We start from the raw sequence: 15,991 nt of genomic DNA on the forward strand, positions 1-15,991 counted from the left end.
GGCGCATCTTCGACGGCCTCGCCGACCTCGGCGTGCCCCGCATCCACTTCGGGGTTGGCACCGGCCACCTCCTCGGCCTCATGGCCGAAGCCGGCGCCGACGGGGTGGGCGTCGACTGGCGCACACCGCTGGACGAAGCCCGCCAGATCGTGGGCCCCGACCGGGCTGTGCAGGGCAACCTCGACCCCACCACGCTCTTCGCCCCCGACGACGTGCTCGACGACCGGGTCCGCCAGGTCCTCGCCGCCGGCGCCGGGCCCGGCCACGTGTTCAACCTGGGCTGGGGTGTGCTGCCCGAGATCGACCCCGACCGCCTCCGCCGCGTCGTCGACCTCGTCCACGCCGAGACCACCACGTGAGGGTCGCGGTCGTCGGTGGGGGGATCGCCGGGCTGGCGGCGGCCCACGAGCTGGCCGACCGGTCCGACGTCGAGGTGGTGGTGCTCGAGGCAGGTGACCACATGGGCGGCAAGGTGGCCACCGCTCCCTTCGCCGGGGTCGACCTCGACCTCGCTCCCGACGCCTTCCTGGCCCGCCGGCCCGAAGCGGTGCAGCTGTGCCGCGAGCTCGGCCTCGAGGACCGCTTGGTGGCGCCGGCCAGCGGCTCGGCATGGGTGTGGACCCGCGGGCGCCTTCGGCGGCTGCCCACCGGGCTCCTCCTCGGCGTGCCCACCGACGTGCGCTCCCTGCTCCGCTCCGGCGTGCTCTCCCCCCTCGGCGCCCTGCGGGCCTCCCTCGAGCCGCTCCTCCCCGGTTCGCCGCTCGGGTCCGACGCCACCATCGGCTCGGTCATGCGCCGGCGGCTGGGGCACGAGGCCCACGAGCGCCTGATCGACCCCCTCCTGGGTGGCATCAACGCCGGCGACACCGACGCCCTCGGCATCGACGCCGTCGCCCCCCAGCTGGCGGCGGCCGCTCGCCACGACGCCAGCGTGGTGAAGGGCGCCCGCCACCTCACCTCGCAGGCGCCGCCGCAGCCGGGCGCGCCGGTGTTCCTCACCCTGCCCGAGGGCCTCGGCGCCCTCATCGACGCTCTGACCGACCGGCTGACCGTCGCCGGCGTGGAGCTGCGGACGAACACCGAGGTGGCCGAGCTCACCCATGCCGACGGGCACTGGTCGCTCACCACCAGCGCCGGCGAACAGACGGCCGACGCCGTGGTGCTGGCCGTCCCCGCCTTCGCCGCCGCCCCGCTCCTGGAACCCCACGCTCCGTCGGTGGCGTCCACCATGGCGGGCATCGAGCACGCCTCGGTCGCCCTCGTCGCTCTCGCCTACGCCGACCGGTCGGTGCCCGGACCGCTCGACGGCAGCGGGTTCCTGGTCCCCCGCGTCGATGGGCGTCTGATGACGGCGTGCTCGTGGGCCTCGAGCAAGTGGGCCCACCTCGGCCGGCCGGGCCAGGTGCTGCTGCGGGTGTCGGCCGGGCGGGCCGGCGACGAGCGGGCCATGGCCATGGACGACGACGCCCTCGTCGCCCGCCTCCGGGTCGAGCTGGAGGCTGCCATGGGGATCCGCGATGAGCCGATCGAGGTGCGGGTCACCCGCTGGCACCGCGCCTTCCCCCAGTACGGCCCGGGCCACCTCACCCGCATGGCCGACGCCCGGGCCCGGCTGGCCGCCGAGCTGCCGACCCTGGCCCTCGCCGGGGCCGCCCTGGGCGGCGTCGGCCTCCCGGCGTGCATCGGCACCGGCCGAATCGCCGCACAGACCGTCGCCGACGCGGTGACCGCCTCGTCCTGACCTGTGGGGCGGGGCTTCATGCCGCCGCGCACCTGCACTTGAGGCGATCGAGACACTGCACAGCAGGGGCGCAATCGGGCGTCAGCCGGTGGGGCGGGCCTCGACGACCTCGATCTGGGCGATCTCGTCCTCGGCGACGGTGTGGGGGTCGTCGGAGAGGACGGTGGTGCCGGCCGAGGCGTCGGTCATGAGCGGCAGGGCGCGCTCGACCGGGAGGGTGGGCGCACCGGCCCGACGACCGTCGAGGTGGTCGCCGGTGGCAAGGACCTGCAGCCCCTTGAGCGGGGACAGCGTCTCGATGGGAAAGTCAGAGCCAGCGATCACCCGCACCCCGGCGTCGAGGAGGGTGTCCCAGCGGTAGGCATCCTCCCAGCGGTCGCCGAGGGCGGCCCGGGCCGTCTCGGCGTCGGACACGGCAAAGCCGGGTTGGATGCACGCCACCACGCCGAGGGTGGCCATGCGCTCGACCAGCTCGGGGTTGAGCACCTGGGCGTGCTCGATCCGAGGGGCGGCCTCGGGGCAGTCGCTGCCGTAGACCTTCTCGTATGCGTCGAGGCAGGCCTCGATGGCACGGTCGCCGATGGCGTGGGTGGCGAGGGTCCAGCCCGCCTCGGCGAAGGGGTCAGCGCGGCTGGCCAGGGTGTCGGCGTCGAGGAACAGCACACCGGCGTCGTCCTCGTCGTCGAAGGGACGGCAGAGGGCGCACGTCCGTGGACCGACCCACCCGTCGGCGTAGAACTTCACGCCCACCACCTCGAGCCACGGGTCGCCGGTGCGGGCCATGCGACCCACGTCGGCGATGCCGCTGGCGACGAAGAGGCGCAGCCGCACGGGGAGCGGCCCCCGCTGGCGCAGGGCGAGGAGCGCTTCCAAGTAGGCCCAGTCGGTCATGCCCGCCTCGGTGACCTGGACCAGGCCGTGGGACGCGGCCCGGGCCAGGCCCCGCTCGAGCTGTCCCCGGAGGTGGTCATCGACGGTGAGCGGCGGGTCGGGCTCGTCCATGGGCGTCGACCACCGCCCCGCCACCGACCGGTGGTAGTCGGCCACGGCGGCGGCGTCGCCCGGGTCGCACCATGGCGGCTCCACGCCGGCCGCCACCCGCAACACGTGGGTGTGGTGGTCGACGAAGCCAGGTCCCTCCCAGGTCATCGCCGCACGCTACCGGCGGCGACCGACCTCGCCCCGGGCCGTCCCACCACGTCTGGGCGGTGATGGTGGCTGCTGGCGCAGGGGCGCAGGCCCCCGGCCCTACTCCTCGACAAGCTCGATCAGGGTGCCGAAGCTGGCCTTCGGGTGCACGAAGGCCACGGTGGTGCCGCGCGAGCCCGGCCGTGGCACCTGGTCGATGACCTTGCCACCCGAGTCCTTGACCGCCTGGAGGGCCGCCGCGCAGTCGCGGACGCGGTAGCCGATGTGGTGCATGCCCTCGCCCTTCTTCTCCAGGTACTTCGCCACCGGTGAGTCATCCCGGGTGGGGGTGAGGAGCTGCACGTAGGACTCGGCGACCCGCAGGAGGGCCTCCTCGACGCCGTCGCTCTCGACCACCTCGCGATGCTCGACGACGGCGCCGAAGACATCGCGGTACCAGTCGACGGCGGCGGCCAGGTCGTGCACCGCGATCGCCACGTGGTCGATCTCGGTGAGCAGGGTGGCGTCCTGGCTGGCGACCACCTGGTCGTTGACGGGGTCGGAGGGTTGCTTCGCCGCGAAGGTCATGGCGCCAGCCTAGGAGTGCCGCTTGAACAGCGTGATCTTGTCCTCGCCGACCTTCTCGCGGAACTCCGGGTCGTCGATGCCGAGGCCCTCCTCGGGCGCCAGGCACAGCACGCCGAGCTTGCCCTCGTGGAGGTTGTGGTGGATCTGGTAGGACGCCTCGCCGACATCCTCCAGGGCGTAGGTGGCCGACAGCAGCGGCTGGATCATGCCCTTGGCCAGCAGGCGGTTGGCCTCCCACGACTCCTTGTAGTTGGCGAAGTGGCTGGACTTGATCTGCTTCAGCTTCATCCAGAGGTGGCGGTTGTCGTACTCGATCATGTAGCCGGAGGTGGCGGCGCAGGTCATGACCGTGCCGCCTCTCTTGGCGATGAACACCGAGGCGCCCATGGTCTGGCGGCCGGGGTGCTCGAAGACGATGTCGGGGTCCTCGCCCACGAGGCCGCGCACGTCCTTGCCGAGCCGGCGCCACTCGGACTCGTCCTGGGTGTTGGGATCGGACCAGAACCGGTAGCCCTTCTCCTTGCGGTCGAGGACCGCCTCCACGCCCAGCTCGTTGAGCAGCGCCACCTTCTCGGGCGAGGACACCACGCAGACGGGGATCCCGCCGCCGTTGAGCACGTACTGGGTGGCGTAGCCGCCGATGCCGCCGGTGGCGCCCCAGATGAACACGACGTCGCCCTGCTTCATGCCGGCGCCGTTGCGGCTGACGAGCATGCGGTACGAGGTGGAGTTGCACAGCCCGTTGACCGCCGCCTCCTCCCAGGTGAGGTGGGCGGGCTTGGGCATGAGCTGGTTGGCCTTGACCACGCTCAGGTCGGCCAGGCCGCCGAAGTTGGTCTCGAAGCCCCAGATGCGCTGGTTGGCGCCGAGCATCGAGTCGTCGTGTGCCGAGGGGTCCTGGTCGTCGACGTGGTTGCAGTGGACGGTGACCCGGTCACCGGGCTTCCAGCTCCGCACGGCGTCGCCCACCCGCAGCACCACGCCCGAGGCGTCGGAGCCGACGATGTGGTACGGCAGGTCGTGGCGGGCACCGTAGGCGGACTCCTTGCCCAGGCGCTTCAGGAACCCGAAGGTGGGCAGGGGCTCGAAGATCGAGGTCCAGACGGTGTTGAAGTTGATCGAGCTGGCCATGACCGCCAGCACGACCTCGTCGGGCGCCAGCTCGGGGAGCGGCACGTCCTCCACGTGGAGCGCCTTGCGGGGGTCCTTGTCGTTCGACTCCACCCCCTCGAACATGTCGACCTCGTCGGCGTGGACGGTCGCGGCCCGGAAGGACTCGGGGAGGGCGATGTTGGCGAGGTCGTCGCCGGACGCACCGGCCTGGATGGCGTCGAGGATCTCCTGCATGACCCGCAACCTACCCCCGAGGGCCCCCGGTCTGGAACGTGGCGGACGACGCTTTGGCCGCGACGCCCGCCGCCTTCCTAGACTGGCCTGCACTCGATCCACCACCTGGGGGAGGACCTCATGCCCGGTTCCGTCATCGTCGCAGGGGCCCGCACGCCCATCGGCAAGCTGTCAGGGGCCCTCGCCGGCTTCTCCGGCACCGACCTCGGTGGTCTGGCCATCAAGGCCGCGCTCGAGCGGGCGGGCGTGGCGCCCGATCAGGTCGACTACGTCTTCATGGGCCAGGTGCTCCAGGCCGGCGCCGGCCAGATCACCGCCCGTCAGGCGGCGGTCAGCGGCGGCATCCCGATGTCGGTGCCCGCGACCACGATCAACAAGGTCTGCTTGTCGGGCCTGAACTCGATCTACCTGGCCGACCAGCTCATCGCCAACGGCGACGCCGACATCGTGGTGGCCGGTGGCATGGAGTCGATGACCAGCTCCCCCTACCTGCTCCCCGGTGCACGCGCCGGCTACCGGGCGGGCGACAAGACGGTCGTCGACTCGATGATGTACGACGGCTTGTTCTGCGCCTTCGACGTGTGCGCCATGGGCGCCGGCACCGAGAAGTACACCAAGGCCGCCGGCACCATCTCCCGCGAGGACCAGGACGCCTTCGCCGCCACCTCCCACGAGCGGGCCGCCTCTGCCATGAAGGAGGGCCGCTTCAGCGACGAGATCGTCGCCGTCGAGGTCCCCCAGCGCAAGGGCGACCCGGTGCTGGTGGAGGAGGACGAGGGCGTGCGCCCCGGCACCACCGCTGAGACGCTGGCCAAGCTCAGGCCCGCCTTCGACCCTGACGGCACCATCAGCGCCGGCAACGCCAGCCAGATCTCCGACGGCGGCGGCGCCGTGGTCGTGATGTCGAAGACAAAGGCCGACGAGCTCGGTGTGACCCCCCTCGGCGAGATCCTCGGCTACGGCCAGGTCGCCGGGCCTGACGCCTCCCTGCTCACCCAGCCCTCCCGTGCCATCAACAAGGCGCTCGGCAAGGCGGGCATGTCGGTCGGCGATGTCGACCTCTTCGAGCTCAACGAGGCCTTCGCCGCGGTGGGCCTGGCGTCCATGGCCGACCTCGGCATCACCGACGAGATCACCAACGTCAACGGCGGTGCGATCGCACTCGGCCACCCCATCGGCATGTCGGGCACCCGCCTTGCCCTCACCATCCTCCACGAGCTCAAGCGCCGTGGCGGCGGCACCGGTGCCGCCGCCCTCTGCGGCGGTGGCGGCCAGGGCGACGCCTTGCTGCTCAAGACCCTCTAGGACGAGCGGGCAGACGACCGGAGGCCGGGGACGACCCCGGCCTTCGTCGCGCTCGGCGGCCTACGCCGGGGTGTCGGCCTCTTCCCGCCAGCTGATGTCGTCGACGGCGAGTCCGGCCGCCTCCACCGCGGCCTCGACGATGTCGCGCCCTGCCTGGCGGGTGAGCGGGCCGAGGGGCAGGAGCACCTCGGTGTGGTGGATGGCCCGGGTCAGCACCGCGTCAGACACCAGATCGAGGATCACGGCGGCGAACTCGTCGACGACGACATCGAGGCCCCGAGGGTGTTTGACGTGGGCGATCAGGTTGGTCCTCGCCATCGGCCTCCTCCCCGGGTGCGGACTGCGGGGCGCAGCGGGGCGTCAAGGCTAGGCGACGGACCACCGAGGCGGTCCGAGCCCGGCGTCAACCGAGGTCGCCGCCCGCAGGGGAGAGCCGCATGGCGAGGGAGACGGCGGTGCCGTTGCCGCTCCGGTTGAAGGTGACGTCGTCCACCAAGGCGCGGATCAGCTGGATCCCCCACCCGCGCTCGGCGCGCAGCCCCTCGGGGTCCTCGCCTCTCGGGGTGGACAGCGAGTCGGGGTCGAAACCACCGCCGGCGTCCTCGATGCGTATCTCGAGGTGCTCGTCGTCGAGGAGGCACCGCAGGACCACCCGCTGCTCGATCTCCTCGGAGCGGTGGGCCTCGACGGCGTTGGTGCACGCCTCCGAGACCGCGATGCGCAGGTCCTCGAGGCGATCGTCGTCGATGCCCTCGATGGAGGTGGCGATGGCCACGATGACGGTGCGAGCCACGCCGACGAAGGCGGGGAGGGCGGGGATCTCGAGACGGACCAGCTCAGCCTGGGTGGTCATGGCGCGCTCAACCTAGCGCGCCCCTCCGCCGGACCCTCCAGAGCCTGTACCGGTCGGCGGGCGGGGAGCCCAAACGGGTCCGGTGTTAGGTTGCGAGGCCGCAGGCACGGAGCCCGCGGGAGGAGGCGGAGACGAGCGTGATCGACGTGCAGGGCGAAGAGGTCGTCCTCGCCATGCCGGCCACCCCGCAGCTCCTGCGGGTTGCCCGTCTGACCGCCGCCGGCCTCGCCGGCCGGTTGGGGTTCAGCTTCGACGAGATCGAGGACGTCAAGATCGCCGTCGACGAGCTCTGCTTCGCGCTGGTGGGCACCCACGGGCGCGCGGGCTCCCTGACGATCACCTACCGCCTCGAGCCAGCCCAGCTGGTCATCGAGGGCATCGGTCGCTTCGACGGGAAGGTCGTCACGCCGACCCCCAGCGAGCTCTCGGCGCAGATCCTCTCCGCCGTGGTCGACGAGAGCAGCCTCGCCCTCGAGGGTGACGAGGTCCGGTTTCGCCTGGTGAAGCGGCGGACGGGGAGCTGATAATGGCCCTCGACCGGTCGGACAAGGAAGCGCTCATGGAGAAGTTCCGTGCGTTCGCCTCCTCAGGTGACCAGCGGCTCCGCGGCGAGCTCATCGAGGCGCACATCGGCCTGGCCGAGTACCTGGCACGCCGCTTCGCCAACCGAGGCGAACCCCTCGACGACCTCGTCCAGGTGGCGTCGCTCGGGCTCGTGAAGGCGGTCGAGCGGTTCGACCCGGGCCGGGGTCTCGAGTTCACCACCTTCGCCACCCCCACCATCGTCGGTGAGCTCAAGCGGCACTTCCGCGACAAGGGTTGGGCGGTGCGCGTCCCTCGCCGCGTCCAGGAGCTGCACCTGCGGGTCACCCGGGTGATCGACGACCTCTCCACCGAGTTGGGTCGCTCGCCCACCATCGGGGAGATCGCAAGGCGGGCGGGCACCACCGAGGACGAGGTCACCGAGGCGATCGAAGCCGGCTCGGCCTACCGCTCCACGTCCCTCGACGCCGGACGCACCGACGACGACGAGAGCCCGGGCCTGCTCGGCCAGCTCGGCGAGCTCGACCCCGAGTTGGGACGGGCGGAGCGGCGCGCCGCCCTCGGCCCGCTGCTCAACACACTGCCCGAGCGGGAGCAGATCATGTTGTACCTGCGCTTCTACGAGGGCATGACCCAGTCGGAGATCGCCAAGCAGATCGGCATCAGCCAGATGCACGTCTCGCGCCTGTTGACCCGGAGCCTCCAGCAGCTGCGCGAAGTGGCCGGGTAGCGACGCTGCGGACCCACCGCCCGAGCGCGCCGAAGGGGCGGCTGGTGGGAGTCAGCCGCCCCGTCGGGATCGGTGGGATGGCCTGGGGTGCGCCCGGCCCCTGGTACGTGGTCAGTCCTTCGTGACGGCATCCTTGACCGAGTCGACAGCGTCGCCGACCTTGCCCTTGATCGAGGCCGAGGCCTGGTCGGCCTTGCCCTCGCGCTTGAGGTCGTCGTTGTCGGTGAGGTCGCCGCCGGCTTCCTTGATCCGACCCTTGAGCTCTTCTGCCTTGTTCTCTGATGCCATGACCGCGCGTTACCCACACGGCGACGGCTCAACCCCACCGACGGGCCGGGAGTGCGCGCCGCGGACCCCCGCGTCGGGCACGCTGGCGTCATGGGTCACGTCCACGTCCACCCCAGCGAGGAGGCTCCGGCCTCCCCCCAGGCCAGGCGCATGCTCCTCGTGCTCCTCGCTCCCCTCATCATCGCCACCGTCGCCGGGCTGGTGGTGCTCTGGCCGAGCGAGGTCCGCCCGGACCTGAGCGCTGAGTTCGGAGCGCCCGACGACCTCGTCGACGCCCAGGTGGTCGGCCTCCAGCGCGGCCCCTGCCCCGGGACCCCCGACGAGGCCGACATCCGCTGCGTGACCCCGACCGTCGAGATCCTCGGCGGCGCCGACCGGGGCCGGACCGTCACGCTCCAGCCCCAGTCGAGGGCTGCCGGGGTCGACTTCGACATCGACGAGCGGGTGGTCCTGGGCTACACCGCTGCTGCCGAGGAGGACTTCCAGTACTACTTCGCCGACCGCGAGCGGCGCGGCCCCCTGCTGGTGCTCGGCATCCTCTTCGCCGTCGCCGTCATCGGCCTGGGGCGCTTCCACGGCTTCCGCGCCCTGCTCGGCGTGGGGATCAGCCTCCTCGCCCTCACGACCTTCGTGCTGCCGGCGGTGCTCGAGGGCTCGAACCCGCTGGCGGTGGCGCTGGTGGGCTCGTCGTTCATCGCCTTCGTCTCCCTCTACCTCGCCCACGGCCTCAACGCCCGCACCACCACCGCCCTCCTCGGCAGCCTCGGCAGCCTGGCCCTGGTCGGGGTGCTGTCCACCATCTTCGTGGCCGCCTCGCGCTTCTCCGGCCTCGCCGACGAGGAGGCGCTCTTCCTCTCGATCTCGGCCGTCGACCTCGACCTCACCGGTCTGCTCCTCGGTGGGATCGTGATCGGCACGCTCGGCGTGCTCTACGACGTCACCGTGACCCAGGCGTCGGCGGTCTGGGAGCTGCAGCGGGCCAACCCGAGGTACACCCGCTGGGAGCTCTACCGCTCGGCCATCCGCATCGGCCGCGATCACATCGCCGCCACGGTCAACACCCTCGTGCTGGCCTACGCCGGCGCCTCGCTGCCGCTGTTCCTGATCTTCACCCAGGCCGACATCGGGCTCCTCGACGCCGTGAACGGCGAGCTCGTGGCAGTCGAGATCGTGCGCACCCTCTGCGGCAGCATCGGCCTGGTGGCCTCGGTCCCGCTCACCACCGGCCTCGCCGCGCTGGTGGTGCGGGGGCCCGAGCCGCCGTCCACCGAGGGGGAGGACCCTGTCGACGGCGACGAGCCGCCCGACGAGGCCGAGGCCGTGCCCGCCGCCAAAGAGGCGGCGGCGACCACACCCACGGCCGACAACGACCCCCGCCACTTCCGCAGCCGCGGCGAGCGCTCCTTCTGGGGGTAGCGGGGCCCGTCGCCGACGGAACCCTCCCACCCTCCGCAAGCTCCGGGCGGGTCCCTTCCGTTCGGCGCCACCCGCTACTGCGCCGTTCAGCGGTCTCGGCCTGCGGCCGAGGCGAACCTTCCGCCGGTGACGGGGACCGTCACTCACCTCCCCGTTGAGCCGAAGCCACCGCCTCCCCTGCTGGTTGGGGGGAGGGCGTCGGTGACGGTGAAGGCGCAGTGCGCGACCGCTTGGACGACCAGCTGGGCGATGCGGTCGCCGCGGTGCACCTCGTAGTCGTGCTCCGGGTCGGTGTTGACGAGCAGCACCTTCAGCTCGTCGCGGTAGCCGGCGTCGATGAGCCCGGGAGTGTTGAGGCAGGTGACCCCGTGTCGCAGGGCCAGCCCGCTCCGGGGCTGGATGAACCCGGCGTAACCCGGCGGGAGGGCGAGAGCGATCCCGGTGGGGACCAGCGCACGGCCCCCGCCGGCGGCCAGCATGGCGCCCTCGCGGGCCAGCAGGTCGGCGCCCGCGTCGCCCTCCCGGGCGTAGCCGGGCAACGGCAGGTCGGGGTCGAGGCGCACCACGGGGACGTCGATCACGGTCGGGCAGCCTACGATCCGCCGGGTGCTCGTCTGGATGGACCTGGAGATGACCGGCCTCGACCCCGCACGCGACGTGATCGTGGAGGTCGCCACCCTGGTCACCGACGACGCGCTCGAGGTGATCGCCGAAGGTCCCGACCTCGTCGTGCACCAACCCCCCGAGGTCCTCGAGCTCATGGACGACTTCGTCCGCGACATGCACACCCGATCGGGCCTCCTCACCGCCATCGCGGCGTCGACCACCACACTCGAGGAGGCCGGCGCCGCCACCCTGGCGTTCGTCAAGGAGCACGTGCCCGAAGCCGCCACCGTGCCGCTGTGCGGGAACTCCATCGGCACCGACCGGCGCTTCCTCGCCGCCTACCTCCCGGAGATCGAGGATCACCTCCACTACCGCTCGGTCGACGTCTCCACCATCAAGGAGCTGGCCCGGCGGTGGTACCCGGGCGTGATCACCCGCGCCCCCCGCAAGACCGGCGGGCACCGTGCCCTCGACGACATCCGGGAGAGCGTCGCCGAGCTGCGCTACTACCGCGAGGCGATGTTCAAGCCCGCCGCCGAGGCCGGCCCCCCGCCCGCCGACCCGGCAGTCTGACGTCGCGACGACCGTCGGCCCGAGGAACTTGACCGCCGGGTCAAGTACGCTCGGAGCGTGACCAGCACCCAGCGCCCCCGACGCCAGGAGCAGCTCCCGGCCGAGGAGGAGGTCGTCGAGGTGGCACCCGGCGTGCTGCGCCTGCAGCTGCCCATCTCGCTGCCGGGCCTCGGCCACGTGAACACCTACGCGATCTGCGACGACCGGGGGGTCGCCGTGGTCGACCCCGGCCTGCCCGGACCCTCGTCGTGGAAGGCGCTCACCGCCCGCCTGGCCGCCGCCGGGATCGGCATGCGCCGGATCCACACCGTCCTGGTCACCCACTCCCACCCCGACCACTACGGCGGGGCCAAGCGGCTCGCGCGGGAGTCCGGAGCCGAGCTCGTCGCCCACACCGCCTTCCGGCGCTGGGCGTCCACCCCGTGCACCTGCGACGACCCGTCCCACGAGCACGTCGACGCTGACGGGCCGGCCAACGCGGGAGGCGATGTCCCCGCGCGGCCCGGGCCGCCATGGGCCGGACCCACGCCCTGGGGCGGCGACCGCCACCGCCCGCCCCTGCGACGACGCATCGGCTACCGCCTGCTCGGCACGCGCTTCGCCCCGCCGGAGCCGAGCCGGCGGGTCCGCCACGGCGAGGTCCTCGACCTCGGCGGACGGGAGTGGGTGGCCCACCACACGCCCGGCCACACCCTCGACCACCTGTGCCTCCACGACCCCGCCACCGGGGTGCTGCTGTCGGGCGACCACGTGCTGCCCACCATCACCCCGCACATCTCCGGCGTGGGCGCCGGTCCCGACCCCCTCGAGGGGTTCTTCCGCTCCCTCGACGACATCGCCGCCGTCGGACCGGTCACCACCGTGCTCCCCGCCCACGGCCAGCCGTTCGACGACCTCGCCGGGCGGGCCGGCGAGATCCGCGAGCACCACGAGGCGCGACTGGCCGAGCTCATCGCCGCCTCGCACGACCTCGGGTGGGCCACCGTCGGAGAGCTCTCCCAGCGCCTCTTCAAGGAGCGCAGCTGGGGACCGATGGCCGAGAGCGAGACCTTCGCCCACCTCGAGCACCTGCGCCTCGCGGGGCGGGCCGAGGTCCGCCGCGACGACGACGCACTGCGCTACGACCTCTCGGCGGGCTAGCCGCCGACGGCCACCCTGGCCGAGGCGCGGGTGGCCGCACCGGCCGTGAGCCAGAGGCCGAGGGCCGACCCCTCGGCGACGCGCAGGATCACGTCGTCGGTCGGGTCGATGGCGGCGTGGTACTCGAGCTCGGCCCGCTGCGGCACTGCGCCACGGCGCCACAGCTCGTCCTCGACAGCGGCCCACGTGGCGGCGTTGTTGACGTGGCCCAGCACGTCGAGGTCGGTCGCCCGGACGGCCCACGGCCGGCCGGTGGCCCGGACGGGGACCGCCGGGTGGGAGAGGCGCGAGGAGACGACCCGGCCGAGGGCCGCCTCGCCGTAGGTGTCGAGGAACCAGTCCGGCAGGCGGGTGGGGCGGCCCGCATCGGAGAGGTGGACCCAGAGGGACGCCACGTCGACCCGACCACCGGCGGCGCCGGTGAGCGTGCTGCGCCGCTCGGCCCACCGGCTCCCGAGCCCGCCGCACCACGTCGTGACCTGCACCCGCTCGCCCAGCCGTGGCCAGGCCTCGACCGCCACGGCCGTGCGGCGCGCCACCCAGGGCGAGCCCGGATCAAGGCCGGCGTCGGCGAAGTCGTCGTTGCCCACGTCCTGCAGCAGGCGGGCGACGGCGTCGAGACGCAGACGGCCGGTCGCGTCGGCATCGGCCAGGCGCACCCGACGCGAGGTGGTGAAGCGGCGGCCGACCTCCGGCAGCGGCACCAGGTCGGCGGCGATGTCGGCAGGCTCCGGGCGGTCCACGGCCGTCAGCCGACCCCAGGGCGGCCACGACGTCAAACCGGGGCCGGCTCGGTGCCGGCGCACCGGTCGCCTACCGTGACCGCCGTGGCTGGCCCCGACCTCGGCACCGACCAGCGACGGTTGCGCCGCGCGTCGGTCCTCGCCGGCCTCGGCGACGGCACCGCCGCAACCGCCCTGCCCCTCCTGGCCGCCGGGATCACGCGCGACCCCCTCGCCGTCGCCGGGGTCATCGCCGCCCAACACCTGCCGTGGGTACTGACGGCAGCGCTGGGGCCGCTGCTGCTCCGCTCCGTCGACCGCCGCACCACCATGGGCGCCGTCGACACCATGCGGGCAGTGGCCCTCGGGGTGCTCGGGTTCGTGGTGCTCACCAACGACGAGACGATCCTCCTCGTCCAGGTCGCCGCGTTCGTGGTGGGCCTCGGCGAGATCCTCACCGACGACGGCGAGTCCGCTGGAGCGGACAGCCTCGGCGGGGGCCTCGTCGGCGGACGGCTCAGCGCCGCCGGCATGTGGGCGGTGGGGGTGGGAATGGTCGCCGGTGGCCTCCTGTACGAGGTGATCTCGGCCGCCCCGCTGCTGCTCGACGTCGGCGTCTTCTCCCTCGCCGCGCTGAGCGCCCTCTCGGTGAGCCGGACGATCCCCAGCCGAACCGACGACGGGGCCACCACGCCCTCAGGGGTCCGGCCGGCGCGGGACAGCACCGCCGTCACCGCGGTCGCGGTGCTGGCAGCCGCCGCCACCAGTGCTGTGATCGGCGTGCTGGTGCTCTTCGCTCTCGACGACCTCGGGCTCGGCGCGCCGGCGTTCGGGTTGCTCCTCGCCGGGCTCGCCGTCGCCGCAACCGCCGGCGGCCTCATCGCCCCCGAAGTCGGGCGTCTGCTCGGGGTGCGGGCCGGGCTGGTGGCCGGCCTCCTCACCGTGGGCGCCGGCCACGCCGCAGCCAGCCTGCTGGCCGACCCCCTCCGCCCCGAGCCCGCCGTGGTCGGCCTCGGGGTGGCCGCAGGCGGGGCCATGGTCGCTGTCGTCCTGAGCCGGGTCCTGCTCTTCGCCGGCACGGGCCGGGGCATCGACGGGCCGGGCCTCCAGGCGTTCCACCTGGCGGTGTGGACCGCCGTGCCAGCTGGAGCCCTGGCCGGCGGGTGGGCAGGGCGCCACGTCGACACCGCCGGCGTGGTCCTCGGGGCCGGGGTCGCAGCGCTCCTCGCCGCCGGACTGGTGGTCACCGTCAGAAAGCCGGGCGCTCCCACCGGCGGGAGCCCGGCACGCGCGGCTCCGGACACCGTCGCCCGCTGACCGGTCAGCAGGCACCGGGGAGAAAAATCCGGAAAAGCAGTTGACGTCCCGCTAGGGCCGTGGTCCGATGCCCGTGGCCGCCCGACCACCGGGCACACCGAGGCCGCCAGAACCGAGGAGGTGTGATGACGCTGATGACCGAGATGCAGGCCATGGACATGGCAGCCAACCGGCACCACGCGCGTCACGCCACCGGTCGCGCCTGGCCCACTGGCCTCGTCATGCCCGGCATCGCGTCCGGCGACGCCCGTGGGTCCTTCGTGACCTGCACCGGCACCCTCGTCAAGGGCGCCGAGGCCAACTACGTGGCCACCGGTCGCACGACCACCCCGTCCAACGGCACCCGCCGGCCCTGGGATCCTCTGCTCTGAGACCTCCGAGCAGGAGCGCACTCCACAGGCCGTCGGGACATCCCGACGGCCTTTCTCCTTTTCCCCATCAACCCCGCACGACCCACGCACGAGGAGCACACGAACGATGTTCGCCGAGGTGCAGTTCATCGAGACCGACGCCGACGAGCAACCCGGGAGCGACGTGTGGTCGCTGGCTGCCTGCAACGACGGCAGCGGCGCCCTCACCGAGCTCTTCTTCTCCGAGGACCTGCTCGACATCGCCCGGGCAAAGCACATCTGCTCCGGTTGCCCGGTCCAGGGTCGCTGCCTCAACGAGGCGATAGAGCGGCGGGAGCCCTGGGGTGTCTGGGGTGGCGAGCTGCTCGTCAACGGGCGGATCCTCCCCCAGAAGCGGCGCCGGGGCCGTCCGCCCAAGCAGCGACCTGCCGAGGTCATCGTGATCGACGGCGTCGAGGTCGTGGTCGTGCCGGCCATCCAGTCGGCCTGACCATCGCCTCCCCCCAGGACTCGGCGGGTCGGGTCCCCCCCCTGCCCGACCCGCCGAAGGTCCCCGCCCCCGGGCGCCCTGCCGCCCCGTCGCGACAGCCACTGAGCGACGGCCGCGGCAGCGCCCGGGGGACCGTGGATGCCGGGAGCCGATGGGCCGCCCGACCGGGGCCCCCGGTAGCGTTGCGGACGAGACCCGATGGCCACCGACACCCTCACCCCGTCGCCGCCGGCACCCGGCGGCCCCCCACGCCGACCGCGCCCGCGGCTCCACCCACTGGTCCTGGGTTGCCTCGCCGCCGTGGTCTCCGTCGGTGCCGGCACCGCCGCCGCCCTGGTCTACGGGGCTCTCGTCGACGAACCCCCCGCCGACCGCCCGGAGCCCGAGGTGGTCCTGCGCTTCACCCCCGACCAGGACGAGTCCGACCGGGGCGACACCGCCGGCGGGACCCGACTGCCCGACGACCGCTTCCCGGACCTCGACGGCCAGCTCCGCTCGTTCGCCGACTACCGGGGGACCCCACTGGTCGTGAACTTCTGGGCGTCGTCGTGCGCCCCGTGCATCAAGGAGATGCCCGACCTCGAGCAGGTGAGCCAGGAGCTGGCCGGCGAGGTGGCCTTCCTCGGCATCGCCGTGCGCGACCAGGTCGCCGACTCGCAGCGGATGATCGAACGCACCGGCGTCACCTACGACATCGGCAGGGACCCGAGCGGGAGCCTGCTCGCCGATCTCGGGGGCGTGGTCCTTCCCAGCACCTTCTTCGTCGCCGCCGACGGCACGGTGGTGCACCTCGCCACCGGGGCCTTGACCCTCGATCAGATCCGCGAGCGGGCCGAGGCCCTGCGGGCATGAGG

General features: G+C 73.0%; 20 protein-coding genes. 12 read left to right on the forward strand and 8 right to left on the reverse strand.

The genetic code is table 11. The features are described 5' to 3' along the window. Together VMN58_06820 and hemG are read left to right on the forward strand one after the other, a co-directional pair. A partial coding sequence (locus tag VMN58_06820; protein ID HUF32906.1) for a uroporphyrinogen decarboxylase family protein occupies positions 1 to 359 on the forward strand: 359 nt, incomplete at its 5' end. Then, positions 356 to 1,741 carry a protoporphyrinogen oxidase gene (hemG, locus tag VMN58_06825; protein ID HUF32907.1) on the forward strand — a complete coding sequence of 462 codons (1,386 nt, stop codon included), beginning with the start codon at positions 356 to 358 and terminating at the stop codon, positions 1,739 to 1,741. The genes VMN58_06820 and hemG, both read left to right, overlap by 4 nt. Before the next feature lie 81 nt (positions 1,742 to 1,822). Here hemG and VMN58_06830 read toward each other — a convergent pair whose 3' ends face one another. From VMN58_06830 to ccrA, 3 genes are all read right to left on the reverse strand, one after another. Beyond that, positions 1,823 to 2,890 carry an amidohydrolase family protein gene (locus tag VMN58_06830; protein HUF32908.1) on the reverse strand — a complete coding sequence of 356 codons (1,068 nt, stop codon included), beginning with the start codon at positions 2,888 to 2,890 and terminating at the stop codon, positions 1,823 to 1,825. 99 nt (positions 2,891 to 2,989) lie between these two features. Continuing rightward, positions 2,990 to 3,457, reverse strand: a complete 468-nt coding sequence (gene mce, locus VMN58_06835) for a methylmalonyl-CoA epimerase (protein ID HUF32909.1) — start codon at positions 3,455 to 3,457, stop codon at positions 2,990 to 2,992. Between the two features lie 9 nt (positions 3,458 to 3,466). Further along, positions 3,467 to 4,804, reverse strand: a complete 1,338-nt coding sequence (ccrA, locus tag VMN58_06840; protein ID HUF32910.1) for a crotonyl-CoA carboxylase/reductase — start codon at positions 4,802 to 4,804, stop codon at positions 3,467 to 3,469. A gap of 120 nt (positions 4,805 to 4,924) precedes the next feature. Here ccrA and VMN58_06845 point away from each other — a divergent pair, with 120 nt between their 5' ends. Then, positions 4,925 to 6,109 carry an acetyl-CoA C-acetyltransferase gene (locus tag VMN58_06845; GenBank protein ID HUF32911.1) on the forward strand — a complete coding sequence of 395 codons (1,185 nt, stop codon included), beginning with the start codon at positions 4,925 to 4,927 and terminating at the stop codon, positions 6,107 to 6,109. A 60-nt stretch (positions 6,110 to 6,169) separates the two neighbouring features. Here VMN58_06845 and VMN58_06850 read toward each other — a convergent pair whose 3' ends face one another. Together VMN58_06850 and VMN58_06855 are read right to left on the reverse strand one after the other, a co-directional pair. Next, positions 6,170 to 6,427, reverse strand: coding sequence for a hypothetical protein (locus VMN58_06850; protein HUF32912.1), 258 nt, complete (start codon positions 6,425 to 6,427; stop codon positions 6,170 to 6,172). 85 nt (positions 6,428 to 6,512) lie between these two features. Next, positions 6,513 to 6,962, reverse strand: a complete 450-nt coding sequence (locus tag VMN58_06855) for an ATP-binding protein (GenBank protein HUF32913.1) — start codon at positions 6,960 to 6,962, stop codon at positions 6,513 to 6,515. Positions 6,963 to 7,099: 137 nt separating this feature from the next. Here VMN58_06855 and VMN58_06860 point away from each other — a divergent pair, with 137 nt between their 5' ends. Together VMN58_06860 and VMN58_06865 are read left to right on the forward strand one after the other, a co-directional pair. After that, complete coding sequence (locus tag VMN58_06860) at positions 7,100 to 7,486, forward strand: hypothetical protein (GenBank protein HUF32914.1); 387 nt, start codon at positions 7,100 to 7,102, stop codon at positions 7,484 to 7,486. Positions 7,487 to 7,488: 2 nt separating this feature from the next. Beyond that, positions 7,489 to 8,235: an RNA polymerase sigma factor SigF gene (locus tag VMN58_06865; GenBank protein ID HUF32915.1), complete on the forward strand. Its 747-nt coding sequence runs from the start codon at positions 7,489 to 7,491 to the stop codon at positions 8,233 to 8,235. Between the two features lie 111 nt (positions 8,236 to 8,346). Here VMN58_06865 and VMN58_06870 read toward each other — a convergent pair whose 3' ends face one another. Continuing rightward, positions 8,347 to 8,523, reverse strand: coding sequence for a CsbD family protein (locus tag VMN58_06870; protein HUF32916.1), 177 nt, complete (start codon positions 8,521 to 8,523; stop codon positions 8,347 to 8,349). A 90-nt stretch (positions 8,524 to 8,613) separates the two neighbouring features. On the opposite strand from VMN58_06870, the gene VMN58_06875 reads away from it, so the two are divergent. After that, positions 8,614 to 9,939, forward strand: coding sequence for a YibE/F family protein (locus VMN58_06875; GenBank protein HUF32917.1), 1,326 nt, complete (start codon positions 8,614 to 8,616; stop codon positions 9,937 to 9,939). Between the two features lie 143 nt (positions 9,940 to 10,082). Here VMN58_06875 and dut read toward each other — a convergent pair whose 3' ends face one another. Further along, the gene (gene dut, locus VMN58_06880) at positions 10,083 to 10,520 is read right to left on the reverse strand and encodes a dUTP diphosphatase (protein ID HUF32918.1); all 438 of its coding nucleotides are present in this window, start codon (positions 10,518 to 10,520) and stop codon (positions 10,083 to 10,085) included. Between the two features lie 25 nt (positions 10,521 to 10,545). Between dut and orn the strand changes: the two genes are divergently transcribed. Further along, positions 10,546 to 11,118: an oligoribonuclease gene (orn, locus tag VMN58_06885; GenBank protein HUF32919.1), complete on the forward strand. Its 573-nt coding sequence runs from the start codon at positions 10,546 to 10,548 to the stop codon at positions 11,116 to 11,118. 57 nt (positions 11,119 to 11,175) lie between these two features. Further along, complete coding sequence (locus VMN58_06890) at positions 11,176 to 12,258, forward strand: MBL fold metallo-hydrolase (GenBank protein ID HUF32920.1); 1,083 nt, start codon at positions 11,176 to 11,178, stop codon at positions 12,256 to 12,258. Here the strand turns inward: VMN58_06890 and VMN58_06895 are convergent. Next, positions 12,255 to 13,001, reverse strand: coding sequence for an acyl-ACP thioesterase domain-containing protein (locus VMN58_06895; protein HUF32921.1), 747 nt, complete (start codon positions 12,999 to 13,001; stop codon positions 12,255 to 12,257). The genes VMN58_06890 and VMN58_06895 overlap by 4 nt on opposite strands. A gap of 84 nt (positions 13,002 to 13,085) precedes the next feature. On the opposite strand from VMN58_06895, the gene VMN58_06900 reads away from it, so the two are divergent. The 4 genes from VMN58_06900 (at position 13,086) to VMN58_06915 (ending at position 15,989) form a co-directional block, all read left to right on the forward strand. Next, positions 13,086 to 14,297, forward strand: a complete 1,212-nt coding sequence (locus VMN58_06900; GenBank protein ID HUF32922.1) for a hypothetical protein — start codon at positions 13,086 to 13,088, stop codon at positions 14,295 to 14,297. A 125-nt stretch (positions 14,298 to 14,422) separates the two neighbouring features. Beyond that, entirely contained in the window at positions 14,423 to 14,668 is a 246-nt protein-coding gene (locus VMN58_06905; protein HUF32923.1) for a hypothetical protein, read from the forward strand. 106 nt (positions 14,669 to 14,774) lie between these two features. Then, the gene (locus tag VMN58_06910) at positions 14,775 to 15,137 is read left to right on the forward strand and encodes a WhiB family transcriptional regulator (GenBank protein HUF32924.1); all 363 of its coding nucleotides are present in this window, start codon (positions 14,775 to 14,777) and stop codon (positions 15,135 to 15,137) included. A gap of 198 nt (positions 15,138 to 15,335) precedes the next feature. Then, positions 15,336 to 15,989, forward strand: a complete 654-nt coding sequence (locus tag VMN58_06915) for a TlpA disulfide reductase family protein (GenBank protein ID HUF32925.1) — start codon at positions 15,336 to 15,338, stop codon at positions 15,987 to 15,989. Positions 15,990 to 15,991: the final 2 nt, after the last annotated feature.

The sequence above is a fragment of the Acidimicrobiales bacterium genome, assembly GCA_035512495.1.
Classification (GTDB): domain Bacteria; phylum Actinomycetota; class Acidimicrobiia; order Acidimicrobiales; family CADCSY01; genus DATKDW01.

Excerpts from the sequence above, each read along its gene's own strand:
- VMN58_06910 (HUF32924.1), top strand. The coding sequence starts at position 14,775 with ATGTTCGCCGAGGTGCAGTTCATCGAGACCGACGCCGACGAGCAACCC.
- VMN58_06870 (HUF32916.1), bottom strand. The coding sequence starts at position 8,523 with ATGGCATCAGAGAACAAGGCAGAAGAGCTCAAGGGTCGGATCAAGGAA.
- mce (HUF32909.1), bottom strand. The coding sequence starts at position 3,457 with ATGACCTTCGCGGCGAAGCAACCCTCCGACCCCGTCAACGACCAGGTG.
- VMN58_06875 (HUF32917.1), top strand. The coding sequence starts at position 8,614 with ATGGGTCACGTCCACGTCCACCCCAGCGAGGAGGCTCCGGCCTCCCCC.
- VMN58_06830 (HUF32908.1), bottom strand. The coding sequence starts at position 2,890 with ATGACCTGGGAGGGACCTGGCTTCGTCGACCACCACACCCACGTGTTG.
- VMN58_06865 (HUF32915.1), top strand. The coding sequence starts at position 7,489 with ATGGCCCTCGACCGGTCGGACAAGGAAGCGCTCATGGAGAAGTTCCGT.
- VMN58_06905 (HUF32923.1), top strand. The coding sequence starts at position 14,423 with ATGACGCTGATGACCGAGATGCAGGCCATGGACATGGCAGCCAACCGG.
- ccrA (HUF32910.1), bottom strand. The coding sequence starts at position 4,804 with ATGCAGGAGATCCTCGACGCCATCCAGGCCGGTGCGTCCGGCGACGAC.
- VMN58_06915 (HUF32925.1), top strand. The coding sequence starts at position 15,336 with ATGGCCACCGACACCCTCACCCCGTCGCCGCCGGCACCCGGCGGCCCC.
- VMN58_06850 (HUF32912.1), bottom strand. The coding sequence starts at position 6,427 with ATGGCGAGGACCAACCTGATCGCCCACGTCAAACACCCTCGGGGCCTC.
- VMN58_06855 (HUF32913.1), bottom strand. The coding sequence starts at position 6,962 with ATGACCACCCAGGCTGAGCTGGTCCGTCTCGAGATCCCCGCCCTCCCC.
- VMN58_06845 (HUF32911.1), top strand. The coding sequence starts at position 4,925 with ATGCCCGGTTCCGTCATCGTCGCAGGGGCCCGCACGCCCATCGGCAAG.